Consider the following 22010-nt stretch of genomic DNA (forward strand, 5'->3'; position numbering starts at 1 on the left):
ATCGGCCGGACGCCCCGCAACTGTAGCGCCGAGCCCGCGCTTGGCACGGGCTTCGCTCCGGTGGGGGCCGACCGTTGGTCGGCACGCAGGTCAGTAGGTGATCGTCACCGTCACCAGGTCGTTGTAGGTGCCGGCCGGGGGCTGGCCGGTGACCGGCGGTACCCGGCCGTAGATGGTCAGCTGCTGTGCGCTTCCGGTGCCGGTGCTGCTGGCCGTGTCGACCGTCAGGGTGTTGCCCCAACGCTGGCTTCGTGCCGGATCCCGGTACAGCTCGTAGGGCAGGTAGTAGGTGCTGTTGCCGATGGTGGTGGCCATGCGCCGGGTGGTGGTGGCGGCGGGATTGTTCCGGCCGTTGTTCAGGCCGACCTGGAAGGCGGTGTTCTTCAGGCAGGTCAGGGTGAGGGTGGCGGTCTGGTCGATGTTGGCCGGGATGCCGCCGGTGACGTTGCCGAAATTCATGTTGGTGGTGACGTAGCTGCCGCATTGCGGCAGCACGTTGGCGGTAGCGGTGAAACTGAAGGCCGCGCTCGCGCTGTTGGTACCGGTGGCGCCGCCGTTGCATGTGGCGGGGACGGTGGCGCTACCGGCCAGCACCTCGTTCCAGGCCCAGGTCAGCACCACGCTGGCACCGCTGAAAGTGCTGCTGTACGCGCCGGAGGCCAGGACCTGGTTGGCCGGAATCTGACCGAACAGCTGCACAGTCTGCGCACCACTACCGCCGGTCAGCAGCGGTACGTTGTAGCTCATGGTCAGCTCCTGCGCTGGCGGCGTGCCGCGCGGGACCAGGCCAGTGACCTGGCCGAAGCTGGCGTTGTTGTACAGCTGGAAATTCATCGTGTCGCTGGTAGAGGTGGCCATCGTGCGGAACGTGGAACTGCTGCCGCCGCCACTGCCTGCGCCGATGCCCACGCAGACGCGCACGCCGGTGGTGGCCAGCAGGCTCAGCGCGGCAGTGGTGCAGGTCACCGTGATGTTGAGGTTGGCCGTGCTCGGGCCGGGTGCATTGCTGTTGATGTTGCCGAAGGGCAGGGTCGGATCGGCGACCGCCGTGCAGACCGCGGTGGCGCCGGCCGGCGCCGCTGCCAGCAGGCCGGCCCACAGCAGCAGGAAGAGCAGCAGCACCCTCATGGCGCCACCTCCGGAATGCACTGCTGCGGTGCCGGCTCCGGGCGGGCACCGGACGCCACCACCTTGGGCAGGTCCGGTACCTTCACCCGGCACGGGCCATGGCTGGTGGTGACGTACAGCACGCTTCCGGCGGCGACATCTTCCAGGTAGAGCAGGCCGTCGTAGCCGACCGTGGCCTGGCGACCGTCAGGCAGCTGCACCTCGCTGCCCACCTCCAGAGGCTGGCCGTCCATCGCCAGCAGGGTCAGGCTCAGTGACGACCGCGAACGCAGCTGGAAGGTCACGCGGGTGCCGGCGCGCTGGCGCGGCGTGACCCAGTCCTCGATGCGGTCGGCACGCATGTCTTCGGGCAGGTCCAGGGTGTCGATCGAGACCCGGTTGCGCTGCCAGGACAGCAACGGACTGACCAGCAGCAGGCCGCGATCATCGGTGACACCGATCAGGCGGTTCTCAAGCCGCACCGGGACGCCGCCGACGCCATTGGTGCTGATCACCGCGAACGCATCGGATACCTCGCGCGTGGCGAAGGCGTGCCCGCCCATCCATACCAGGCTGCCGCTGGCACTGGCGTAGGCATAGTTGAGCCCGCCCTGGCGCGAGGCGCCGAATGAATAGCGGCCGACATCGTTGAGGATGCCAACTTCGGCCAGGCCGCCGTTGCCGTCCTCGCCGTGGCGCAGCTGTGCGCGCCAGCCGACGCCGCCGGCACTGCCATCGCCGGGCACCGGCTGGGTCACGTCCGCCACCCAGCTCTGGCGGTCGCCGTTGCGCTGGCTGGAGAGGCTGGCCTGGCGATTGTTGCCCAGGCTGGCAGTCATCGACAGGTAGATGCTGCGGTCATCGCTGCGGTCCAGGTTCTGGTTCACCGACAGGTAGGCCGACCAGCGTTGGCTCCAGGTGCGCGACCAGAACAGGCTGGCATAGCGGTTGTCGTCGCCGTCGGGGTAGCGCAGGCGCAGATAGCTGGCGCTGAGCGTGCCCAGCCGCAGCAGGTCCAGGCCGACCGTGGCCTGCTCGCTGATGCTTGGTGGCAGGTTGCCCTGCAGCGCGCCCAGGTCGCGGTAGTCGCCGTGGCTGCGCACGCTGCGCAGATTGACGTTGAAGCGACGGTTGTTCCAGCTGTAGCCCAGCGCCCATTGCCCACCCTGCAGGCCGTGGTAGTTACTGTGCGCATAGGCGGCATTGAACACGCCGGCGGCGCCGAGCAGCCACCAGCCGCCAATGCCGCCCTGGGCCAGGCCGCCGCCGCCTTCGGCATGCGCCTCGCCGGTGAACGCGTCGGTGACACCGCCGCGCCAGCTGGCGCTGGCCACCGTGCGATCGTCATAGGCGAAGGAGCGCTCGCCGAAATCCCGGCGCAAGTGGCCGACGCCGACCGACCAGTCCGACAGGCCCTTGGCCAGCAGCTGCTGGGTGCCGTAGAAGCTGAAGTCCAGCGTCTGCATGCGTCCGAATGCGTCGGTCACCACCACCTGCGCGTTGCCGGTGCCGCTGATGCCGGGCTGTGCTGCGAGCTGGAAGGGACCGACCGGCACCTGCCCGCTGTACTGGCGCAGGCCATCGACATACAGCTCGACCGTGGAGGGCACCACGGCCTGGCCGAGGAAGCTCGGCGTGGGCGTCAGCACGCGGTAGGGCTGCAGGCCATAGTTGCGGCCGATCTGCAGGCCACCCAGGCGCACGGGGCGGGTCCAGTCGACGAACCCACTGTAGAAATCGCCGACCTCCAGGGTCGTTGCGCTATCGGGGAAATCCAGGCTCCAGCGTGTGTCCAGGCGCACGCTGGAGCCGCGCCAATGGCGATCGCCGGGTTGCTGGTAGCGGCGGCTGATGGCGGTGTTCTCGAAAGTGCCATTGCCGATACCGAACACGCGCAGCTCCGAGCTCAGGCTGAGGGTGCCGAGCGTGTCCACCCGGCTGCCGTAGACGTCGTAGTTGAGCAGCACGCCGGGCGAGGCGCTGCCGGTGGGGGCGCGCGTCTGCGGGCGGCTGAGCACGGTGGTGGGCAGTGTCAGCTGGTCCAGCGGCACGTCCAGCGCCAAGGTCTGCATGTGGGCGTCGTAGCGCACCACCGCACCGCTGATCTGGTCCAGGTAGACCGGTGCATCGCCGCTGGCGTTGAAGCCGAGCTGGCGCAGCACTTCGGGGCTGGCCTGCAGCCGGCCACGGTTCTCGGTGAACGGCAGCAGGCCGCGCGGCGTGCTGTTGAGCGACACATCCAGGTACAGCGTCTGGCTGGCGGTCAGTGGGGTGGGGGCGGGCAGGATCGCATCGGCCGACACGCCGGAAACATCAGCAGTCGTGGCCACGCCGGACACATCGGCGGCCTCGGTCGCCGCGGGAGCCAGGGCAGCCAACAGCGCGCCCATCAACGCCTCAGCGAGCCGGTGGGGGCGACAGTGGCGTCTGTTCCGACTCGCCATTGAGCTTGGCCGTGATCTGGTCGTTGTCGCGGTCGATCGCCGTGCGTTCGATCGGCCAGCGCATCACCTGGCCGGGCAGTACGTAGCCCAGCAGCCCGGGATGGACGATGCGCGGGCGCGTGGCGCTGCCCAGCGCGAGATCGGCGATCTGAGCGTAACTGTTGCCCGAATTGGCTACTTCGACGCCGTTGCGGCCGTCCGCCAGCTTTACCAGCCGGGCCTGCAGCTGCGGCGCCAGCGTGCCGGCCGAGGGCTGCACGAACACCGGGATCGAATAGCGCAGGACGAACTGCATGCCACCCGCGCGGGTGGCCAGGTCGGGCACCTCGTCAACGATCAGGCGGTAATGTTGCTGTGCCGCTGGCGGTTCCTTGTCCGCACGCATGACCCGCACCAGCTGCTGCTGTCCGGCGGCCAGTTCCTGCATCGGCGGAGTGGCCATCAACGCATCGGTGGGCAGCAGCTGTTCCTGGCCGTCCTGCTGCACCCAGCGGAACACGCGTACCTGCAGCTTCACCGGTGAGGTGCCGCTGTTGGTCAGCCACAATTCGCCGGCACGCTGGCGGGCTTCCAGCTGCAGGCTGGTCGGGGCCACCTGCAGGCTGGTAGCGCCGGCGGCCGCGATGGCGAGCAGGTACAGGGCGAGCAGCGCCACGCCGGTGGCGCGCCACGGGCGGGATCCGGCCATGCGGGCGTGCTCCATCAATAGGTGATCGTGGCGGTAACCGTATCCAGGTAGCTACCGGCGGCCGGGTTGTTGGTGCTCAGGTTCAGGATCTGGCCGTAGACGATGTAAGGCACGGCCAGGCCGGTGCCGATGCCGGCCTGGGTGTTGGTGCCGGTTGTGGCGCCCCAGACCAGGGTATGTGCGGCATCCTGGTAGAGCTGGTAGCCGACGTAGTTGTTGGCGGTCACCGCCGCATTGGTGTTCTTCATCCGCCGAGTGGTGACGTCATTGGCGGTGCTGGCATTGGCGCCCGCATTCAGCGAGATCGTGTACGGGGTCAGTGCCGAGCACTGGGCGGTTACCGTGCCCTGGCCCAGGGTGGGCGTGGTGGTGGTTGATGCCGCGGTGCCGAAGTCCACGTTGGTCGCGGCCGCCGCCGTGATGGTGCAGGCCTTGGTGACCACCAGGGTGACATTGAAGGTGGTGGTGTCGGCGGCCATTGCCGGGCTGGACAGCAGGAACCCGGCCACGGCCCATGCCAGCGGGGATCGAACTGGGGATCGCATGAACAACCTCCCTGACCCGAAGGTCCGTTGAACAAGGCGAAGACGGCACGTTCGGTGCCGCTTGGACGACGGTGGGTCCAGCTTAGGAGGCGTAAGTGTCTGTAATCCGTGATAATTAGGCAGACGAAAGAGCGGAGGCCATCACGCTTTCACTTTCATTGCCGGAACCGTGCATGACCCGGATCGGCAGTTGGGTGGCGTTCGTTCAGATTGCGGCCGGATCGGCGATAATGGGTGCCATGAGCGTGAATCTGAAAACCCCGCAGGAAATCGAGATGATGCGCATCGCCGGCCGCCTGGCCAGCGAAGTGCTCGACATCGTCACCCCCCACGTCAAGCCCGGTGTCACCACCGAGGAACTGGACCGCATCTGCCACGACCACATCGTGAACGTGCAGGGCGCGATTCCGGCCAACGTCGGCTACCGCGGCTTCCCGAAGACCGTGTGCACCTCGGTCAACAATGTCATCTGCCACGGCATCCCCAGCGAAGGGAAGGTGCTCAAGGATGGCGACATCATCAATATCGACGTCACCGTCATCAAGGACGGCTGGCACGGCGACACCAGCCGCATGTACTTCGTCGGCACCCCGTCGGTGATGGCCCGCCGCCTGGTGGAAACCACGTACGAAGCCATGTGGCGCGGCATCCGCGCGGTGCGCCCGGGGGCCACCCTGGGCGACATCGGCCATGCCATCCAGAGCTATGCCGAAGGCGAGCGTTTCAGCGTGGTGCGCGAGTACTGCGGCCACGGCATCGGCAAGGTCTACCACGACGAGCCGCAGGTGGTGCATTACGGCCGCCCGGGCCAGGGCCTGGTGCTGCAGCCCGGCATGACCTTCACCATCGAACCGATGATCAACGAGGGCACCCGCTACAACAAGGTGCTGCCGGATGGCTGGACCGTGGTGACCAAGGACCGCAAGCTGTCGGCGCAGTGGGAGCACATGGTCGCGGTCACTGAGACCGGCGTCGACGTGCTGACGCTGTCGCCGGGCGAGTCGCAGGTCTCCTGACGATGCTGCCGGCGAGTTCGCTGCTGGACACGCCGGCCGCGTCGCTCAACGACCCGGACTGGGCTGCTGCCGCGCGCCAGGCGCTGCAGCAGGCCGACGCGCGCCTGTATCGCCGCTTCGACCAGGGCGACAACATCGAGCGCCTGCTGGCGCTGCGGGCGCGCGCGGCCGACCATCTGATCCGCCTGGCCTGGCAGCGTTGCCTGCCGGCCGACAGCGGCCTGTCGCTGTTCGCGGTCGGTGGCTATGGCCGGGGGGAACTGTTTCCGCGTTCGGACATCGACCTGCTGGTGTTCGGCGACCCGCCCGCACAACTGGCGCATGAAGCGGCATTGGCACGCCTGTTCGCGCTGCTGTGGGACTGCGGATTGGCGGTCAGCCATGCGGTGCGTTCTGCATTGCAGTGCCGCGAGGCGGCGGCTGACCAGACCGTGCTGACCGCGCTGATCGAGGCGCGTCCGATCCTGGCTGATGATGCAGCGCGCCGTGCGCTGCGCGAGGCCATCGACGACCGCGAGCTGTGGCCGGCGCGTGCCTTCTTCCTGGCCAAGCTGGAAGAGCTGCGCAACCGCCACCAGCGCTTCGGCGACACTGCCGACAACCTGGAGCCGGATCTCAAGGATGGTCCCGGCGGCCTGCGCGATCTCAACACGCTGGGCTGGATGGCGCTGCGCGCCTTCGGTGTACGCGACCTGGAAGCGCTGGTCGGCCTGGGCCACCTGGGTGCCGACGAAGCGGCTGCGCTGAAGCGCGAGCGTGCGGTGCTGGCGCGGCTGCGCTTCGGCCTGCACCTGGTCGCGCGCCGCCCGGAAGAGCGCCTGCGTTTCGATTACCAGAAGACCCTGGCCGCGCGCCTGGGCTTCGAAGACGATGCCGAGAATCTCGGTGTCGAGAAAATGATGCAGGGCTTCTACCGCGCCGCGCTGGTGGTGCGCCGGATCAGCGACCGCCTGCTGCAGCGCTTCGAGGAACAGTTCGATGGCGAGGCCCAGCCGGAACCGCTGACCGTGGGCTTCTCCCTGCGCCGCGGCTACCTGGCCGCCAACGAGGCCGACTGGCGCGCGGCGACATCGGCCAGGTGTTCGCCCTGTTTTCCAGCTGGGCCAACAATCCACAGGTGCGAGGCCTGCATTCGCTGACCGCGCGCGCGCTGGCCGAAGCGCTGCCGTTGTTGCCGGCCTACGACCAGGCCGATGCCGATGCACGCGAGCAGTTCCTGTCCCTGCTGCGCGGCCAGCGCCCGGTCGACACGCTTTCGCGCATGGCGCGGCTGGGCGTGCTTGGCCAGTGGATCCCCGCGTTTGCCCAGGTCAGCGGGCGCATGCAGTTCGACCTGTTCCATGTCTATACGGTCGACCAGCACACGCTGATGGTCCTGCGCAACATCGGCCAGTTCGCCAGCAGCCGTGCCGACGAGCGCTTCTCGATCGCGCACGAAGTGTGGCCACGCCTGCGCAAGCCGGAACTGCTGCTGCTGGCTGGCCTGTTCCATGACATCGCCAAGGGCCGCGGCGGCGACCACTCGGAACTGGGTGCGGTGGACGCGCGTGCGTTCTGCCAGGCGCACGCGCTCAGTGGCACCGATACCGAGCTGGTGGCATGGCTGGTCGAACAGCATCTGCGCATGTCGGTGACCGCGCAGAAGCAGGACATCGCCGATCCGGTGGTGATCCATCGCTTCGCCACCCTGGTCGGCAGCCGCGACCGCCTGGACTACCTGTACCTGCTGACCTGTGCCGACATCGCCGGCACCAGCCCGAAGCTGTGGAATGCCTGGAAGGACCGCCTGCTGGCCGACCTGTACTTCGCCACCCGGCGCGCGCTGCGCGAGGGGCTGGAGCATCCGGTACCGGCCGCCGAACGCGTGGCCGAGGCACGTGACAGCGTGCGCGCACTGGTGCGCGAGCAGGGTTACGACGATGCCACCATCGATCGCCAGTTCGCGGTGATGCCGGATGAGGGCTTCATTCGTCTGCGCCCCGAGCAGCTGGCCTGGCAAGCAGCTGCGCTGGTACCGGTGAAGCAGGGCCAGGCGCTGGTGAAGGTGCGCCGGATCAGTGTGGATGACCCGGCGCTGGAAGTATTCGTGCACTCGCCCGACCGCGACGGCCTGTTCGCCGCGATCGTGATGACCCTGGACCGTAAGGGCTATGGCATTCACCGCGCACGCGTGCTGGACGGTCCGGCCGATACCATCTTCGATACCTTCGAAGTGAACCCGGCCGACACGTTTGCCGATGGCAGCAGTGCCAACCTGGAGGCGGCGCTGCGCGAGGCACTCAGTGGTGACCTGGCGCGCCTGCGGCCGTCGCGCCGTGTGGTACCGCGGCAACTGCGGCACTTCCGCTTCGCTCCGCGCATCGAGTTCCGCGATGAACCGGGCGCAACCCGTTTTGCCCTGGTCGCTCCCGACCGTCCCGGCCTGCTGGCCGATGTGGCGTTCGTGCTGCGCAACCAGGGCCTGCGCGTGCATGATGCGCGCATTGCCACGTTCGGCGAGCGCGCCGAAGACACCTTCGTGATCAGTGACGAACACGACCTCCCCCTGACTGAACCTGCCCGGCAGCAGCTGCATGACGCAATGCTGGCCTGCCTGGACCCTGATCGAAACGCCGGAGACCCCGCCTGATGGCCACCAAGCCCGCCAAGAAGACCGCCGCGACCCCCAAGAGCGCAGCGGCCCGGAAACCTGCTGCAGCCGCACCGGCCGCAAAGAAGGCCACTGCGCCGAAGAAGGCCGCTGCGGTGAAGGCCCCGGTGAAGAAAATGGCTGCGGTCAAGCGTGCTGTGAAGAAGCCGGCCCCGGCCAAGAGCGCGGAAGCCGTCCGCGCCGAAACCATCGCCCGCAAGTCGCTGCGCAAGCCGTCGGCACCCGGCGTGGAAGAACTCAAGTTCGGCATCGAAAGCGCCTTCGAGCGCCGCGCCACGTTGACCCTGCATGAGCTGGAAGGCTCGACCAGGCCGCTGGTCAACCGCGTGATCGACGGTCTCGAGAGCGGTGAATTCCGCGTCGCCGAGCCGGACGGCCAGGGCGGCTGGAAGGTCAACGAGTGGCTGAAGAAGGCCGTGCTGCTGTATTTCCGCGTCAACGACATGGCGGTGGTCGATGCACGACCGGCACCGTTCTGGGACAAGGTCGAGTCGCGCTTCGCCGGCTATGACGAAGCGAAGTTCCGCCGTGGCGGCGTGCGCGTTGTGCCCGGTGCGATCGCCCGCCGCGGCACGTACTTCGGCAAGGACGTAGTGCTGATGCCGAGCTTCACCAACATCGGCGCCTACGTCGGCGAAGGCACCATGGTCGATACCTGGGCCACCGTCGGTTCCTGCGCGCAGATCGGCCAGCACTGCCACCTGTCCGGCGGCGCCGGCATCGGCGGCGTGCTGGAGCCGCTGCAGGCCAGCCCGACCATCATCGAGGACCACTGCTTCATCGGTGCGCGTTCGGAAGTGGTGGAGGGCGTGGTGGTGGGCCACCACAGTGTGATCGGCATGGGCGTGTTCCTCAGCCAGAGCACCCGCATCTACAACCGCGCCACCGGCGAGATCAGCTACGGCTACATCCCGCCGTACAGCGTGGTGGTGTCCGGCTCGCTGCCGAGCAAGGACGGCACCCACTCGCTGTACTGCGCGGTGATCGTCAAGCAGGTTGATGCCAAGACCCGCAGCAAGACCAGCGTCAACGACCTGCTGCGCGGCCTGGCCGACTGAAGGTGAGTGCGCCGGAGGACCTGGCGCAGTCCGCGATCTACCGGCATCCGTCCGACAACGCGTTCGGACGGATGCTGCCGCGCCTGCTGCACGCTCCGCGCTGGACCCGGTTGCGCCGGGCACTGTCGAGGCGCTGGCCGATGCCGGTGCTGGTCAGCGACGTGCGCGACGTGGTCTACGCGAGCTGGTGGGTCGATGTGCGCCATGCCCCGCCAGCGCCACCTGGCCATCACTACGTGGTCCATGCAGGACGCACGCCTTACACCGTTCTCAGCTATCGCCATGGCCACTTCGGGCCGGCGCTGGCGGGACCGCTGCGCTGCCTGATGCCGTCGCCAGGGCAGAGCAACTGGCGCTGGTACCTGCGCCGTGACGATGATCCGGGCGGGACCCCGGTCGTGCTGTTCGATCGCAACGTGATGGACCAGCTGGCCTTCGTCGCCGGCGCGCGCGCTTTCAGCGATGCCATGCAGCCCCACCTGTCCACGCGCTTCGAGCATGTGGTGCGCGTCGATGGCGATGGGCACACCCTGATCGAAGGCGGGCAGGGGAGTGCGCCTGCGCTGCACCTGCAGTGGCGGGCCGCTGCGGGCTGGGAGGACGGCGCGTGGCGGGGGCCTTCGGGGCCATCAGGCCCTGCTGCGCTTCCTGACCTGCCAGGATGAGGCCATTGCGCGCACCTGTGACCGGCGCTGGGCCAGCACCCGCATCGCACTGCAGGTGGATGTCGACAGCCTGCAGCCGCTGCAGCTGGAAGGCAAAATGCAGTGCCCGCGCCTGCAGGCGATGGACGTGGCGCTGCACGAGGGGCTGGCCTTCCGGCTGCCAAGGGTACCGTTCCGGGTCGTGTCCGAGCGCCTGTTGTGAGATTCTGGGCCTCTGTTTTCCAGCATCACAGATGGCCATGAGTACCACTGTCTACGGTTTGAAGAACTGCGATACCTGCAAGAAGGCGAGCAAGTGGCTGGACCGCTTCGGCGTGCCGTACACCTTCGTCGACTACCGCGACAACAAGCCGAGCCCGGAAACACTGCTGGCGTGGGCTGAGCAGCTGGGTGGCCTGGCCGCGATGGTCAACAGGTCCTCAACCACCTGGCGGCAGCTGCCGGACAACCGCAAGGCCGCAGATTCCGAGGCGGAATGGAAGCTGCTGCTGCGCGAGTACCCGCAGCTGATCAAGCGCCCGCTGGTGGTCACCGCCGACGGCACGGTCAGCCAGGGTTTCAGTGACAATGGCTTCAAGGCCCGCTTCGGCGTGGGTGACGCATGAGCGCGGTCCTCGACCTGACCTGCGAACTGATCGCACGGCCCTCGGTGACGCCGGACGATGCCGGCTGCCAGGCACTGCTGGCGGCACGCCTGAAGCAGGCCGGGTTCCAGTGCGATCACCTGCGGCTGGGCGAGGTCGACAACCTGTGGGCGACCCATGGCCAGGGCGCGCCGGTGCTGGTGCTGCTGGGCCACACCGACGTGGTGCCGGCGGGCCCGCGCGAGGCCTGGGCCAGCGACCCGTTCACGCCGCAGATCCGCGATGGCGTGCTGTACGGCCGTGGCACCGCCGACATGAAGGGCAGCGTGGCGGCGTTCGTGGTGGCGGCCGAGCAGTTCGTGGCCGCGCATCCCGATCATCCCGGCACGCTGGCGGTGCTGCTGACCAGCGACGAGGAGGGCGATGCCATCGATGGCGTGCGCCACGTCGCACGGCTGTTCGCCGAGCGCGGCCAACGCATCGACTGGTGCATCACCGGCGAGCCGTCGTCGACCGCGACGCTCGGTGATCTGCTGCGCGTGGGCCGTCGTGGCAGCCTGTCGGCCAGGCTGCGGGTGCAGGGCGTACAGGGCCATGTGGCGTACCCGGAGAAGGCACGCAACCCGATCCACCAGGCGGCGCCCGCCCTGGCCGAGCTGAGCGCACGGCGCTGGGATGACGGCTACGAGAGTTTCCCGCCGACCAGCCTGCAGGTCTCCAACATCCATGCCGGTACGGGCGCCAACAATGTGATTCCCGGCGAGCTCGAGGTGGATTTCAACATCCGCTACAACCCGCACTGGGATGCGCCGAAACTGGAAGCGGAGATCACCGCGCTGCTGGATCGGCATGCCCTGCAGTACACGCTGAAGTGGCATCGCAGCGGCGAACCGTTCTACACCCCGGAAGGCACGCTGCGCGCCACTGCGCGTGCGGTGCTGGCCGAGCACATCGGCCGTGCACCGGAGGAAAGCACTGGCGGCGGCACCTCCGATGCCCGCTTCATCGCGCCATTGGGCGCGCAGTGCATCGAAGTGGGGCCGGTCAACGCCAGCATCCACCAGGTTGACGAGAACGTGCGCGTGGACGAACTGGAAGCACTGCCCGGGCTGTACCAGCGGCTGGTGGAGCGGCTGCTGGTGTGAGGAGGGGGGGGCGATCGTTGGTCGGCACGCCCCCGCCGGAGCTACATCTCTACTATTCTGAAAAAAGGAAGAACGGCGGCTCGACCGCCTTCTTCCAGTAACTCGGCGCGGCCATGTAGAAGTGCTGTGCTTCGGCCCTGGCGAACCAGCGCGCGGCTGCGTCGGTGTCCTTCTCCACGCCGGGCGCGCCGCGGCCCAGCAGCAGTCCGGCGAAGTACTTGCCGAACACACTGCCTTTCTCGCCAGCGCGCTGGTACAGCTGCAGCGCACGCGCAGGATCGCGTGGCAGGCCTACGCCCTTTTCCAGCAGCGCGCCCAGATCGACCTGTGCGTCGGCATCGCCACGCTCGGCGCGACGCTGGATCTGCGCAACCCGCGGATGCACGGTGTCACCCTGTGCGGCGACCGCATCCGGCAGTCGTGACGATGAACTCGGATAGCGCTCGTAGATCATTCCGCGCAGGTCCCAGCGCAGTGCCTGCTGCGCGTCGCCTTGCTGGCGATAGGCCTTGGCGAGTTCGTGGAACGCATAGGGATTGCCGTGGTAGGCGGCCGCCAGATAGGCACGTTCACCGCGTCGCCAGGACGCGCGCAGCACCGGTGCCGGGTTGATGTGGGGGCTGTCGGCATGGCGCAGCGTGCCGGAGATCCAGATCCTGCCCAGTGCTTCTTCCGCCCTGGTGTTGTGGAAGGTCCACGGCGTGACCGCTGCGGCGCGCTCGTAGTAGGCGATGGCGCGCGGATCGTTGAAGCGCTCGAAGGTCTGCGCGGTATCAAAGGCACCCTCGAAGCTGCCATCGGCGCCGCGTTGTTCCAGACCCTGCAGCTGAGCCGGCGGCAGGGGCGACGGACGGGGCGGGGTCTGGCAGGCGGCCAGGCCCAGGCAGAGCAGGGTGGCCAGCGCGGCTCTGCGTCCAGTGCGGTGTTGCATTTCCATTACACGTTTCGCGGCGGGCCATTATGCGCGCCGGGGAGTGGTTGCCAACGCAACGGTTGCGCCGTGCCGGAAACCGGAGTAGGGTCGATGCCATGTCGATCCGCCTGGCCACCGCCGTCAATAACAACAACCGCAATAATCTGCGCGCGAATAATCGTGCGCGGCCGATGCGGGACTGCGCCCTGGGTAGATAGACAGCAACACACGCCCGGACACCAGAAAACCCGCATCGGTCGATGCGGGTTTTTTTGTGCCCGGGCGCAGCCCCACCCGGGCCTGGATGGCCGGTCGAACACCCTCCCACCCGTGAAATTCCCCCAACAGGAGCTCCCCCATGTGTTCGATCTTCGGAATCTTCGGCCTGCAGGCCGGTGACGATCTTCCGGCCCTGCGCCGCCATGCGCTGGAACTGTCGCAGCGCCAGCGCCACCGCGGCCCGGACTGGAGCGGCGTGTATCTTGACGAAGGCGCGCTGCTGGTCCACGAGCGGTTGGCCATCGTCGACCCGGCCGGCGGCTCGCAACCACTGCTGTCGGCCGACGGCCAGCTGGCGCTGGCGGTCAACGGCGAGATCTACAACCACCAGCAACTGAAGGCCGCACTGACCACCGCCTATGACTTCCAGACCGGTTCGGACTGTGAAGTGATCAATGCGCTGTACCGCCAGGGCGCTTCGCCGGCGCAGTGGCTGGAGCAGCTCAATGGCATCTTCGCATTCGCGCTGTGGGACCGTGGTGCCGGTCGTGTGCTGGTGGCGCGCGACCCGGTCGGCGTGGTGCCGCTGTACTGGGGCCACGATGCCCAGGGACGCCTGCGCGTCGCCTCGGAAATGAAGGCACTGGTCGATACCTGTGCCGACGTCGCCCAGTTCCCGCCGGGCCACTATTTCGACAGTGCCAGTGGTGAGCTGGTGCGCTACTACCAGCAGCCGTGGCGCGACTACGCTGACGTGCAGGGTCGCCAGGCCGATCTGGCCGAGCTGCGCCAGGCCTTCGAGCATGCGGTGGAACGCCAGCTGATGAGCGATGTGCCGTACGGCGTGCTGCTGTCTGGTGGCCTGGACTCGTCGCTGGTGGCGGCGGTGGCCGCGCGCTATGCACGTCGTCGCATCGAGGATGGGGGCAGACCGAAGCCTGGTGGCCGCGCCTGCACTCATTCGCGATCGGCTTGAAGGGCTCTCCCGATCTGGCCGCTGCCGCCATCGCCGCCGAGGCGCTGGGCACCGTGCATCACGGCTTCGAGTACACCTTCGAGGAGGGCCTTGATGCACTGCCGGAAGTGATCCGCCATATCGAGACCTACGACGTCACCACCATCCGCGCATCGACGCCGATGTTCCTGCTGGCACGGCGGATCAAGGCCATGGGGGTGAAGATGGTGCTTTCCGGCGAGGGCAGCGACGAGATCTTCGGTGGTTACCTGTACTTCCACAAGGCGCCGGATGCGCGTGAGTTCCACGACGAGCTGGTGCGCAAGCTCGACGCGCTGCACAACTACGACTGCCTGCGCGCCAACAAGTCGATGATGGCCTGGGGTGTGGAGCCGCGGGTGCCGTTCCTGGATCGCGAATTCCTCGATGTGGCGATGCGCTTCGACGCCGCGCACAAGATGGTCGGTGCAGGCTTTGGTAGCCGCCGCATCGAGAAGGCGGTGCTGCGCGAGGCGTTCGAAGGCTACCTGCCGGACAGCATCCTGTGGCGGCAGAAGGAGCAGTTCAGCGATGGCGTTGGCTATGGCTGGATCGATGGGCTGAAGGCGCATGCCGAAGCTCAGGTGAGCGACCGTGTGCTGGCAGCGGCCGACAAGCGCTTCCCGCACAACCCGCCGCAGACCAAGGAGGCCTACTACTACCGCCATCTGTTCGAGCAGTTCTTCCCGAGCCGGGCGGCCGCCGAGACCGTGCCGGGTGGCAAGTCCATCGCCTGCTCGTCGCCAGCGGCGATCGCGTGGGATGCCAGCTTCGCCGCTGCTGCAGATCCGTCGGGGCGTGCGATCGCTGGCGTGCACGAGCAGGCACTGGCGTAAGCCCCGAAAAGGGGCCGGAGGGGGGCGGGGCGCTTGTGCCACCAACGACTTAATCCCCTCCGTCCCCTTTTTGTATGATCGCCCCCCTGCACATTGGGGAATGTTCATGGACGTACACAGCGGGGGCCAGGTGCCACCGACGAAGTGGGGATGGCGCTACCTGGCCTGGGCCGGGGTCCCGCTGCTGGTCGGCGTGCTGCTGGCCCGTTATGCCGGGCCGGCGGCGCCCGAAGCTGTTGCCCGTGCCACGGCCACGGCTGAAGCCACCTGGGTGCAGCATCTGGCGTCGCCGCTGGGCCTGTTCCTGCTGCAGCTGCTGGTGCTGCTGCTGGTGGCCAAGGGCGCAGGCGCGCTGCTCAAGCACTTTGGACAACCGGCGGTGATCGGCGAGATGGCCGCCGGCCTGATGATGGGCCCATTGATGCTCGGCAGCCTGTTGCCGCCGCTGCATGGAGCCTTGTTCCCGCCCAGCTCGCTGGGCCCGCTGGGCATGCTCAGCCAGTTGGGTGTGCTGATGTTCCTGCTGGTGGCCGGTGCCGAGCTGGACCTGGCGGCGCTGCGTGGACGCCGGCGTTTCGCCTTTACGGTCAGCCATGCCGGCATCGCGGTGCCGTTCGTGCTTGGCGTCGCCCTGGCGATCTGGCTGTACCCGCAGCACGGCCCACAGGGGGTGGGCTTCACGGCATTCGCACTGTTCGTCGGCATTTCGATGAGCATCACCGCCTTCCCCGTGTTGCTGCGCATCCTTGCCGATCGCGGCATCACGCAGACCCCGCTGGGTCAGACCGCCATCGCCTGCGCTGCATTGGGTGATGCCACCGCGTGGTGCCTGCTGGCGCTGATCGTGGCCGCCGCCCAGGCCAGCGGATGGCTGCCGGCCAGCCTCAACCTGCTGTGCGTGGTCGCGTTCGTGGCGCTGATGCTGGGGCTGGTGAGGCCGTGGTTCGCCCGCCAGCAGATCGCGCCGGGCCGTGAGGGGCGGTGGCTGTTGGGCACCCTGCTGCTGTCGCTGGCCAGTGCCCTGGTCACCGAGATGCTCGGCATCCATGCGCTGTTCGGTGCGTTCGCAGCGGGCGTGGCGGTGTCGTCCAATGTGCAGTTGCGCGAGCTGCTGATGGCGCGCGTCGAACCGTTCGCGGTGACGCTGCTGCTGCCGCTGTTCTTCGCCATGACCGGCCTGCGCATGCGCGCCGATACACTGCAGGCCAGCGATGGCCTGTTGTGCGTGGTGGTGATCGCGGTAGCCACGACGGGCAAGCTGCTGGGCACCTTCAGTGCCGCACGCAGTGCCGGCATGCCCGCCCGTGAGGCGTGGCGGCTGGGTGCACTGATGAACACCCGTGGCCTGATGGAGCTGATCGTGCTCAACCTGGGTTACGAACTTGGCCTGCTCGGTGACCGGCTGTTCGCGGTGCTGGTGATCATGGCGCTGGTGACAACGGCGATGACCGGGCCACTGTTGAACCTGATCGAGCGGCGTAGGGGCTGAGCGTTGAACGGTAGTGCCGGCCGCTGGCCGGCAACCTCATGATGCTGGATGCACCTGCATGGATGCCGGCCAGCGGCCGGCACTACCGCGCCGGCACCAGCGTCATGGTGTGCTGCGCCTTGCCGGGCAGGAACGGCGTCGGCCGGCCATGCACCCAGTCTTCGTGGCCGGCACCCCAGTAGGGCGACAGTGGATGCCCACTCTGGCCGCCGGGCATGTGCACGATGCCGTCTGCCTCGTGGCCCGGTGAAACCACCATGCGCTCGGAAGCGCCGAAGTTCGGCGTCTGCACGCGCGGCATGTCGCGGTCGCCGGGCAGGCGGTCGGCCGGCATGCACAGCCAGCGTTTGGCGATGTCCGGCAGCGCCCGTGCGATGGGATGGCAGATCGCCGCGGTGTTGCGTTCGCCCCAGCTGCGTATGGCCAGCGGTCCCTGCTTGGTCAGCTCACTTTCGGTACGGCGTGCGGCGTCGATCAGTAGTGCATCCCAGCTGTCGAAGGCCGGTGGCAGCAGATTGGCCGGCCGCTGCTGCAGCATCGGCCAGGCCACGCCTTCCAGCTGCGCCAGGCGCGGCTCCAGATAGTCATCGCCCAGCTGCGCATTGGCCGGTGCCAGCAGTGCATCGGACAGTGTGTTCATCACCTGCGTACGGAACTCACGCACCACCCGGTAGCTGACCGAGCTGGCCGAGGCACGGCCGCCCCATTGATGGCTGGCCTCCTTCAAGCGCTTCAGTGCAGGGTCGTCACTGCGTTCGATGACGTCGTGCAGCAGCGCCCACCAGCGCTGCAGGAACACCGCGCGATCGTCGAGCTGGATCGCCAGCAGGTCGTGTTCATCGAAGCGCTCCTGGATCGCCAGCAGGTCGCGGATCTGCCGCGCACGGGCACCCAGGTCATAACCGCCATTGCCGACGGTAGCCAGCGCCTCGCCGTCGAGGACGCGGCCGTTGGCGGTCCACAGGCGATGGTTGGGGGGATCGATCAATGCCGGCGAGGCATCGCTGCGGATCGGCCAGGGGGCGCAGTCCTGGTTGTGGGCGGCGTTGAAGCCGGCCGGCGCGCAGCCCGGACCGCGATCCGGGCGGGCGCCGATCAGGCGCCAGGCGATGCGTCCGCTGCGGTCGCCGATCACCAGGTTCTGTGCGGGAATGCCGGCGTGGTCGGCGAACTGCAGGGCTGCGTCCAGATCACCGGCGCGGGCCAGGTCACCGAAGTCCAGGCGCACCGCACCGGGCAGCTGGGCGACCCAGCGCAGCGCGTCGCCGCTGCCATCGGCATGCGTGTGCAGGATCGGTCCCCAGGCGGTTTCGCGTACCGGGAACCGCACATCGGCCTGGCCGGCCACCGCAATCCGTTCTTCATGCACCGTCACTGCGGCATTGGCCGGTTCGGTGCGGTAGTCCGCCGTGTCAATGTAGCTGTTGGTGAAACCCCAGGCGACGTGCCCGTTGCTGCCGACGATCACGGCCGGAAGGCCCGGCAGCGAGAAGCCGGTGACGTCGACCTGGCCGCCAGCGGCCTGCGGGTCGGGGTAGCGCAGGCGCACGCGGAACCACAGGCTGGGTGCGCGCAGGCCCAGGTGCATGTCGTCGGCAACAATGGCGCGGCCGTCGGCGGTGAGCGCACCGGCCACCGCGAAGTTGTTGCTGCCGACGGCGTCGGCTTCTTCCTGCCCGGTGCCCGGTTTTCCCTTCAGCGTGCGCAGGTCCAGCTGGCTGGCATCGGGCAGCGTGGCGTTGCCGGTCGGTTCGCCGAACAGCGGTGCATCCCATTCAGTGCCGTCGTGGGCGATCAGTGCGTACAGCGCCGACGGCACCACCGCGCGGATGCGGCTGAGCGCAAGCTCGGTCTGGTTGCCGGGATCCTGCAGGTCGGCGTACATGGCCAGCCCGGTCAGCACGCTGTCGCTGGCCTGCCAAGGCTGCGGTGACTGCCGCAGCAGCAGGTACGCCCACGGCCGCACGGAGAGGTCGGCAAGGCCTTCGTTGACGCCGTCCACGTAGGCGCGCACGGCGTCGCCGTTGTCGCCCAATGCAGCGTCCATGTGTGCCTCGGTGCGTGCGCGCAAACGGTGCACGCGCATGCGCTTGTCGGCGTCGATGGCCTTCGGTCCGAACAGTGCGGACAGTTCGCCGGCGGCGCTGCGGCGCATCAGGTCCATCTCGAAGTAGCGTTCCTGCGCGTGTATGCGGCCGAGTGCGCGCATCGCGTCGGCCTGGCTGCCGGCCGTGATGGTGACCACGCCCAGCGCATCGCGTTCGAGGGTGACCGGCTTCGCCAGTCCCGGCAACGCATGCTCGCCGTCCAGATCGGCCAGGCTGCCGCGCAGCAGCAGCCACAGCACCAGGGAGGTGACCAGGACGATGGCGATCAATACGCCCAGCACCCAACGCCATGTACGTCGCATCGCACGTCCTTTCCGAACTCGTGGGCCGATTGTAGCCGCAGGCGCAACTGCGACTGATTCCGATTAGATCACCGTATTCTGAAATGCGGCACCCTATGCCACATCGATTCACAGGAGCCCCCCCATGAAAGGCAACCCGGACGTCATCGCCTGCCTGAAGGAACTGCTGCGTGGCGAGCTCGCTGCCCGCGACCAGTACTTCATCCATTCCCGCCGCTACGAGGATCAGGGCCTGTTCGCACTTTACGAACGCCTGAACCACGAGATGGAAGAGGAAACCCAGCACGCCGATGCGCTGCTGCGCCGGATCCTGTTCCTGGGCGGCGACCCGGACATGCGCCCGCATGCCACCGAGCCGGGCAAAACCGTCGAAGAGATGCTGCAGAAGGATCTCGACACTGAATACGCCGTTCGGAACAATCTCGCCGCCGGCATGAAGCTGTGCGAGGAGAAGGGCGACTACGTGAGCCGCGACATCCTGCTGGCGCAGTTGAAGGACACCGAAGAAGACCACGCCTGGTGGCTGGAACAGCAGCTGGGCCTGATCAAGCGCATCGGCCTGGAGCTGTACCAGCTGAGCAAGATCGACGGCAGCGGCGCCCCGGCGCACTGAGCCGGCACCCCGATCCGGTAGGGCCGACTGTTAGTCGGCCGCTCTCCAAAGGGCAGCCGACTAACAGTCAGCTCTACCAGACGAAGCACAGCGTTCTGTCGCCCGCCAGCACCGGAGCACCGCCAGCCAGCCTTCGCCCGCCAGCTGCTCCACCGCCCGCCAGCCGACAACGAAAAAGCCGGGGAATCCCCGGCTTTTTCGTGTCTGGGGTCAGATCCGTTTTCGACGAAAACGGCTCTGACCCCATTGGGATGGAAATCGCCAACCGAGGTTGGCGTGGACCGGGGTAATGCGTGTCAACCAATGTTGACACCTGCCAGGGGCGGTGTCCGGGGTCAGAGCCCTTTCCGGTGGAAAGGGATCCGACCCCGGTGCTCCTCACTCCACCGACAACCCTTCCACCTTCTGCCAGCCGCGCGGCAGCAGGTGGCCGCGGGTGGCGCGGGCGCCGAGGTAGGCGTCGAGCTCGTTGAACTTCAGCCCCATCGTGCGCTGGCCGGCGCGGACCTGCAGGGTCTGCCCCGGGCTGATCGCCACGATGGCGACCACGCGTTCGGTGGCGAGCTTGGCCTTCGGGATCTCGATGATCTTGTTGCCCTTGCCCTTGTCCAGTTCCGGCAGGTCGTTGGCGGCGATCGCCAGCAGGTTGCCGGAGCTGGTCACTGCAACGATGCGGTCGGTGGCGACGTTGGCCACTGCCGACGGGGTCAGCACCGACGAACCTGCAGACAGGTTCAGCATCGCCTTGCCGGCCTTGTTGCGGCCGATCAGGTTCTCGAAGCGGGTGACGAAGCCATAACCGTGGCTGGAGGCCAGCACGAAGCGGGTGTCCGGCTCGGCGCTGGCCAGGGTCACGAAGCTGGTGCCCGGTGCCGGCGAGAAGCGGCCGGTCAGCGGTTCACCATTGCCACGCGCGGAGGGCAGGGTGTGCACCGGCGTCGAGTAGGCGCGGCCCTCGCTGTCGAGGAACGCGACCTGCTGGGTGCTGCGTGCGCGCACCGCGCCCTGCAGTCCGTCGCCTTCACGGTAGGACAGGGCAGATGCATCGACGTCGTGGCCCTTGGCGGCACGGATCCAGCCCTTCTCCGACAGCACCACGGTCATCGGTTCGCTCGGCACCAGCTCGGTCTCGTCGATGGCCTGCGCCGCCTGGCGCTGCACCAGCGGCGAACGGCGTGCGTCGCCGAACTTCCTGGCGTCGGCGGTCAGTTCATCGCGGATCAGCTTCTTCAGCTTGGCTTTGCTGTCGAGGATGCCGAGGATCTTCTCGCGCTCCTTGGCCAGCTCTTCCTGCTCGCCGCGGATCTTCATCTCTTCCAGGCGGGCCAGCTGCTTCAGCTTGGTTTCCAGGATGTACTCGGCCTGTTCCTCGGACAGTCCGAAGCGCGCGATCAGCGCCGCCTTCGGTTCGTCCTCGGTACGGATGATGTGGATCACCTCGTCCAGGTTGAGGAAGGCGACCAGCAGGCCTTCCAGCAGGTGCAGGCGGCGCTCGACCTTCTGCAGGCGGTGCTGCAGGCGGCGGGTGACGGTGTTGCTGCGGAAGGTCAGCCATTCGCTGAGCAGCGTCTTCAGGTTCTTCACCTGCGGACGGCCGTCCAGCCCGATCACGTTGAGGTTGACGCGGTAGCTGCGCTCCAGGTCCGTAGTGGCGAACAGGTGGCCCATCAGCTGGTCGGCGTCGACCCTGTTCGAACGCGGCACCAGCACCACGCGCACCGGGTTGGCGTGGTCGGATTCATCGCGGATGTCTTCCAGCCACGGCAGCTTCTTGGCGCGCATCTGTGCGGCGATCTGCTCGATCACCTTCGACGGCGACACCTGGAACGGCAGCGCCGTGATCACGATGTTGCTGGCTTCCTTGGTGAAGGTCGCGCGTGCACGCACGCTGCCGTTGCCAGTCTCGTAGATGTTGCGCAGGTCATTGGCCGCAGTGATGATCTCGGCGCTGGACGGGTAGTCCGGGCCCTGCACGTGTTCGCACAGGTCGCGCACGGTGGCGTCGGGGTTGTCCAGCAGGTGCAGCAGCGCGCTGACGATCTCGTTGAGATTGTGCGGCGGCACGTCGGTGGCCATGCCCACGGCGATGCCGGTGGTGCCGTTGAGCAGCAGGTGCGGCAGCCGCGCCGGCATCCAGGTCGGCTCCTGCAGGGTGCCGTCGAAGTTCGGTGCCCAGTCGGTGGTGCCCTGGCCCAGTTCGCCCAGCAGCACTTCGGCGATCGGGGTCAGCTTGGATTCGGTGTATCGCATCGCCGCGAACGACTTCGGGTCGTCGCTGGAGCCGAAGTTGCCCTGGCCCTCGATCAGCGGGTAGCGGTACGAGAACGGCTGCGCCATCAGCACCAGCGCCTCGTAGCACGCGCTGTCGCCGTGCGGGTGGTATTTACCGATGACGTCGCCGACGGTGCGCGCGGACTTCTTCGGCTTGGACGCGGCATTCAGGCCCAGCTCGCTCATCGAATAGATGATGCGGCGCTGCACCGGCTTCAGGCCGTCGCCGATGAACGGCAGGGCACGGTCCAGGACCACGTACATCGAGTAGTCGAGGTAGGCGCGTTCGGCGTACTCGCGCAGCGGCAGTTGTTCGAATCCGTGGAACACGGGGCGGGCAAGTTCGGTCATGCGGCGTTGTTA

Annotated in this window: 13 protein-coding genes and 3 pseudogenes; 9 read left to right on the forward strand and 7 right to left on the reverse strand. The window is 67.7% G+C overall.

Features of this window, described 5'->3' with window-relative positions; all coding sequences use genetic code 11:
• Positions 1-90 precede the first annotated feature (90 nt).
• From DL544_RS06845 to DL544_RS06860, 4 genes are read right to left on the reverse strand one after another with little or no spacing between them, the layout of a single operon-like run.
• On the reverse strand, positions 91-1128 hold the full coding sequence (locus DL544_RS06845) for a Csu type fimbrial protein (RefSeq protein WP_005415859.1): 1038 nt from the start codon (positions 1126-1128) through the stop codon (positions 91-93).
• Entirely contained in the window at positions 1125-3497 is a 2373-nt protein-coding gene (locus DL544_RS06850; protein WP_139726933.1) for a fimbria/pilus outer membrane usher protein, read from the reverse strand. Before DL544_RS06850 ends, DL544_RS06845 begins: the two co-directional genes overlap by 4 nt.
• Before the next feature lie 7 nt (positions 3498-3504).
• The gene (locus DL544_RS06855) at positions 3505-4254 is read right to left on the reverse strand and encodes a fimbrial biogenesis chaperone (RefSeq protein WP_053497108.1); all 750 of its coding nucleotides are present in this window, start codon (positions 4252-4254) and stop codon (positions 3505-3507) included.
• Positions 4254-4784, reverse strand: a complete 531-nt coding sequence (locus DL544_RS06860; RefSeq protein WP_032954051.1) for a Csu type fimbrial protein — start codon at positions 4782-4784, stop codon at positions 4254-4256. The genes DL544_RS06855 and DL544_RS06860 overlap by 1 nt, the downstream gene beginning before the upstream one ends.
• A 173-nt stretch (positions 4785-4957) precedes the next feature.
• Here DL544_RS06860 and map point away from each other — a divergent pair, with 173 nt between their 5' ends.
• From map to dapE, 6 genes and pseudogenes are all read left to right on the forward strand, one after another.
• Entirely contained in the window at positions 4958-5800 is an 843-nt protein-coding gene (gene map / locus DL544_RS06865; protein WP_032954052.1) for a type I methionyl aminopeptidase, read from the forward strand.
• Between the two features lie 2 nt (positions 5801-5802).
• A pseudogene (locus tag DL544_RS06870) lies at positions 5803-8429 on the forward strand ([protein-PII] uridylyltransferase).
• A gap of 137 nt (positions 8430-8566) precedes the next feature.
• Entirely contained in the window at positions 8567-9508 is a 942-nt protein-coding gene (gene dapD, locus DL544_RS06875) for a 2,3,4,5-tetrahydropyridine-2,6-dicarboxylate N-succinyltransferase (RefSeq protein ID WP_375366190.1), read from the forward strand.
• 2 nt (positions 9509-9510) lie between these two features.
• Positions 9511-10375: pseudogene (locus DL544_RS06880) on the forward strand (hypothetical protein).
• Positions 10376-10406: 31 nt separating this feature from the next.
• Entirely contained in the window at positions 10407-10778 is a 372-nt protein-coding gene (locus tag DL544_RS06885) for an arsenate reductase (protein ID WP_170944942.1), read from the forward strand.
• A complete protein-coding gene (gene dapE / locus DL544_RS06890) occupies positions 10775-11902 on the forward strand; it encodes a succinyl-diaminopimelate desuccinylase (protein ID WP_134956019.1) in 1128 nt (375 codons plus the stop codon). The genes DL544_RS06885 and dapE overlap by 4 nt, the downstream gene beginning before the upstream one ends.
• Before the next feature lie 52 nt (positions 11903-11954).
• Here dapE and DL544_RS06895 read toward each other — a convergent pair whose 3' ends face one another.
• Positions 11955-12833 carry a tetratricopeptide repeat protein gene (locus DL544_RS06895; protein ID WP_065186365.1) on the reverse strand — a complete coding sequence of 293 codons (879 nt, stop codon included), beginning with the start codon at positions 12831-12833 and terminating at the stop codon, positions 11955-11957.
• A gap of 340 nt (positions 12834-13173) precedes the next feature.
• On the opposite strand from DL544_RS06895, the pseudogene asnB reads away from it, so the two are divergent.
• Together asnB and DL544_RS06905 are read left to right on the forward strand one after the other, a co-directional pair.
• Positions 13174-14864, forward strand: a pseudogene (gene asnB / locus DL544_RS06900) (asparagine synthase B).
• A 100-nt stretch (positions 14865-14964) separates the two neighbouring features.
• Positions 14965-16353: a cation:proton antiporter domain-containing protein gene (locus DL544_RS06905; protein ID WP_065177427.1), complete on the forward strand. Its 1389-nt coding sequence runs from the start codon at positions 14965-14967 to the stop codon at positions 16351-16353.
• Positions 16354-16435: 82 nt separating this feature from the next.
• On the opposite strand, the gene DL544_RS06910 is transcribed toward DL544_RS06905, so the two are convergent.
• Positions 16436-18763 (reverse strand): penicillin acylase family protein, encoded by a 2328-nt coding sequence (locus tag DL544_RS06910; RefSeq protein WP_139726934.1) that lies wholly within the window; start codon positions 18761-18763, stop codon positions 16436-16438.
• 124 nt (positions 18764-18887) lie between these two features.
• Here DL544_RS06910 and bfr point away from each other — a divergent pair, with 124 nt between their 5' ends.
• Complete coding sequence (bfr, locus tag DL544_RS06915) at positions 18888-19376, forward strand: bacterioferritin (protein WP_005415872.1); 489 nt, start codon at positions 18888-18890, stop codon at positions 19374-19376.
• Between the two features lie 378 nt (positions 19377-19754).
• On the opposite strand, the gene parC is transcribed toward bfr, so the two are convergent.
• On the reverse strand, positions 19755-21998 hold the full coding sequence (gene parC, locus DL544_RS06920; protein ID WP_005415873.1) for a DNA topoisomerase IV subunit A: 2244 nt from the start codon (positions 21996-21998) through the stop codon (positions 19755-19757).
• Positions 21999-22010 lie beyond the last annotated feature (12 nt).

The sequence above is a fragment of the Stenotrophomonas sp. pho genome (assembly GCF_006228405.1).
Lineage (GTDB): Bacteria > Pseudomonadota > Gammaproteobacteria > Xanthomonadales > Xanthomonadaceae > Stenotrophomonas > Stenotrophomonas sepilia.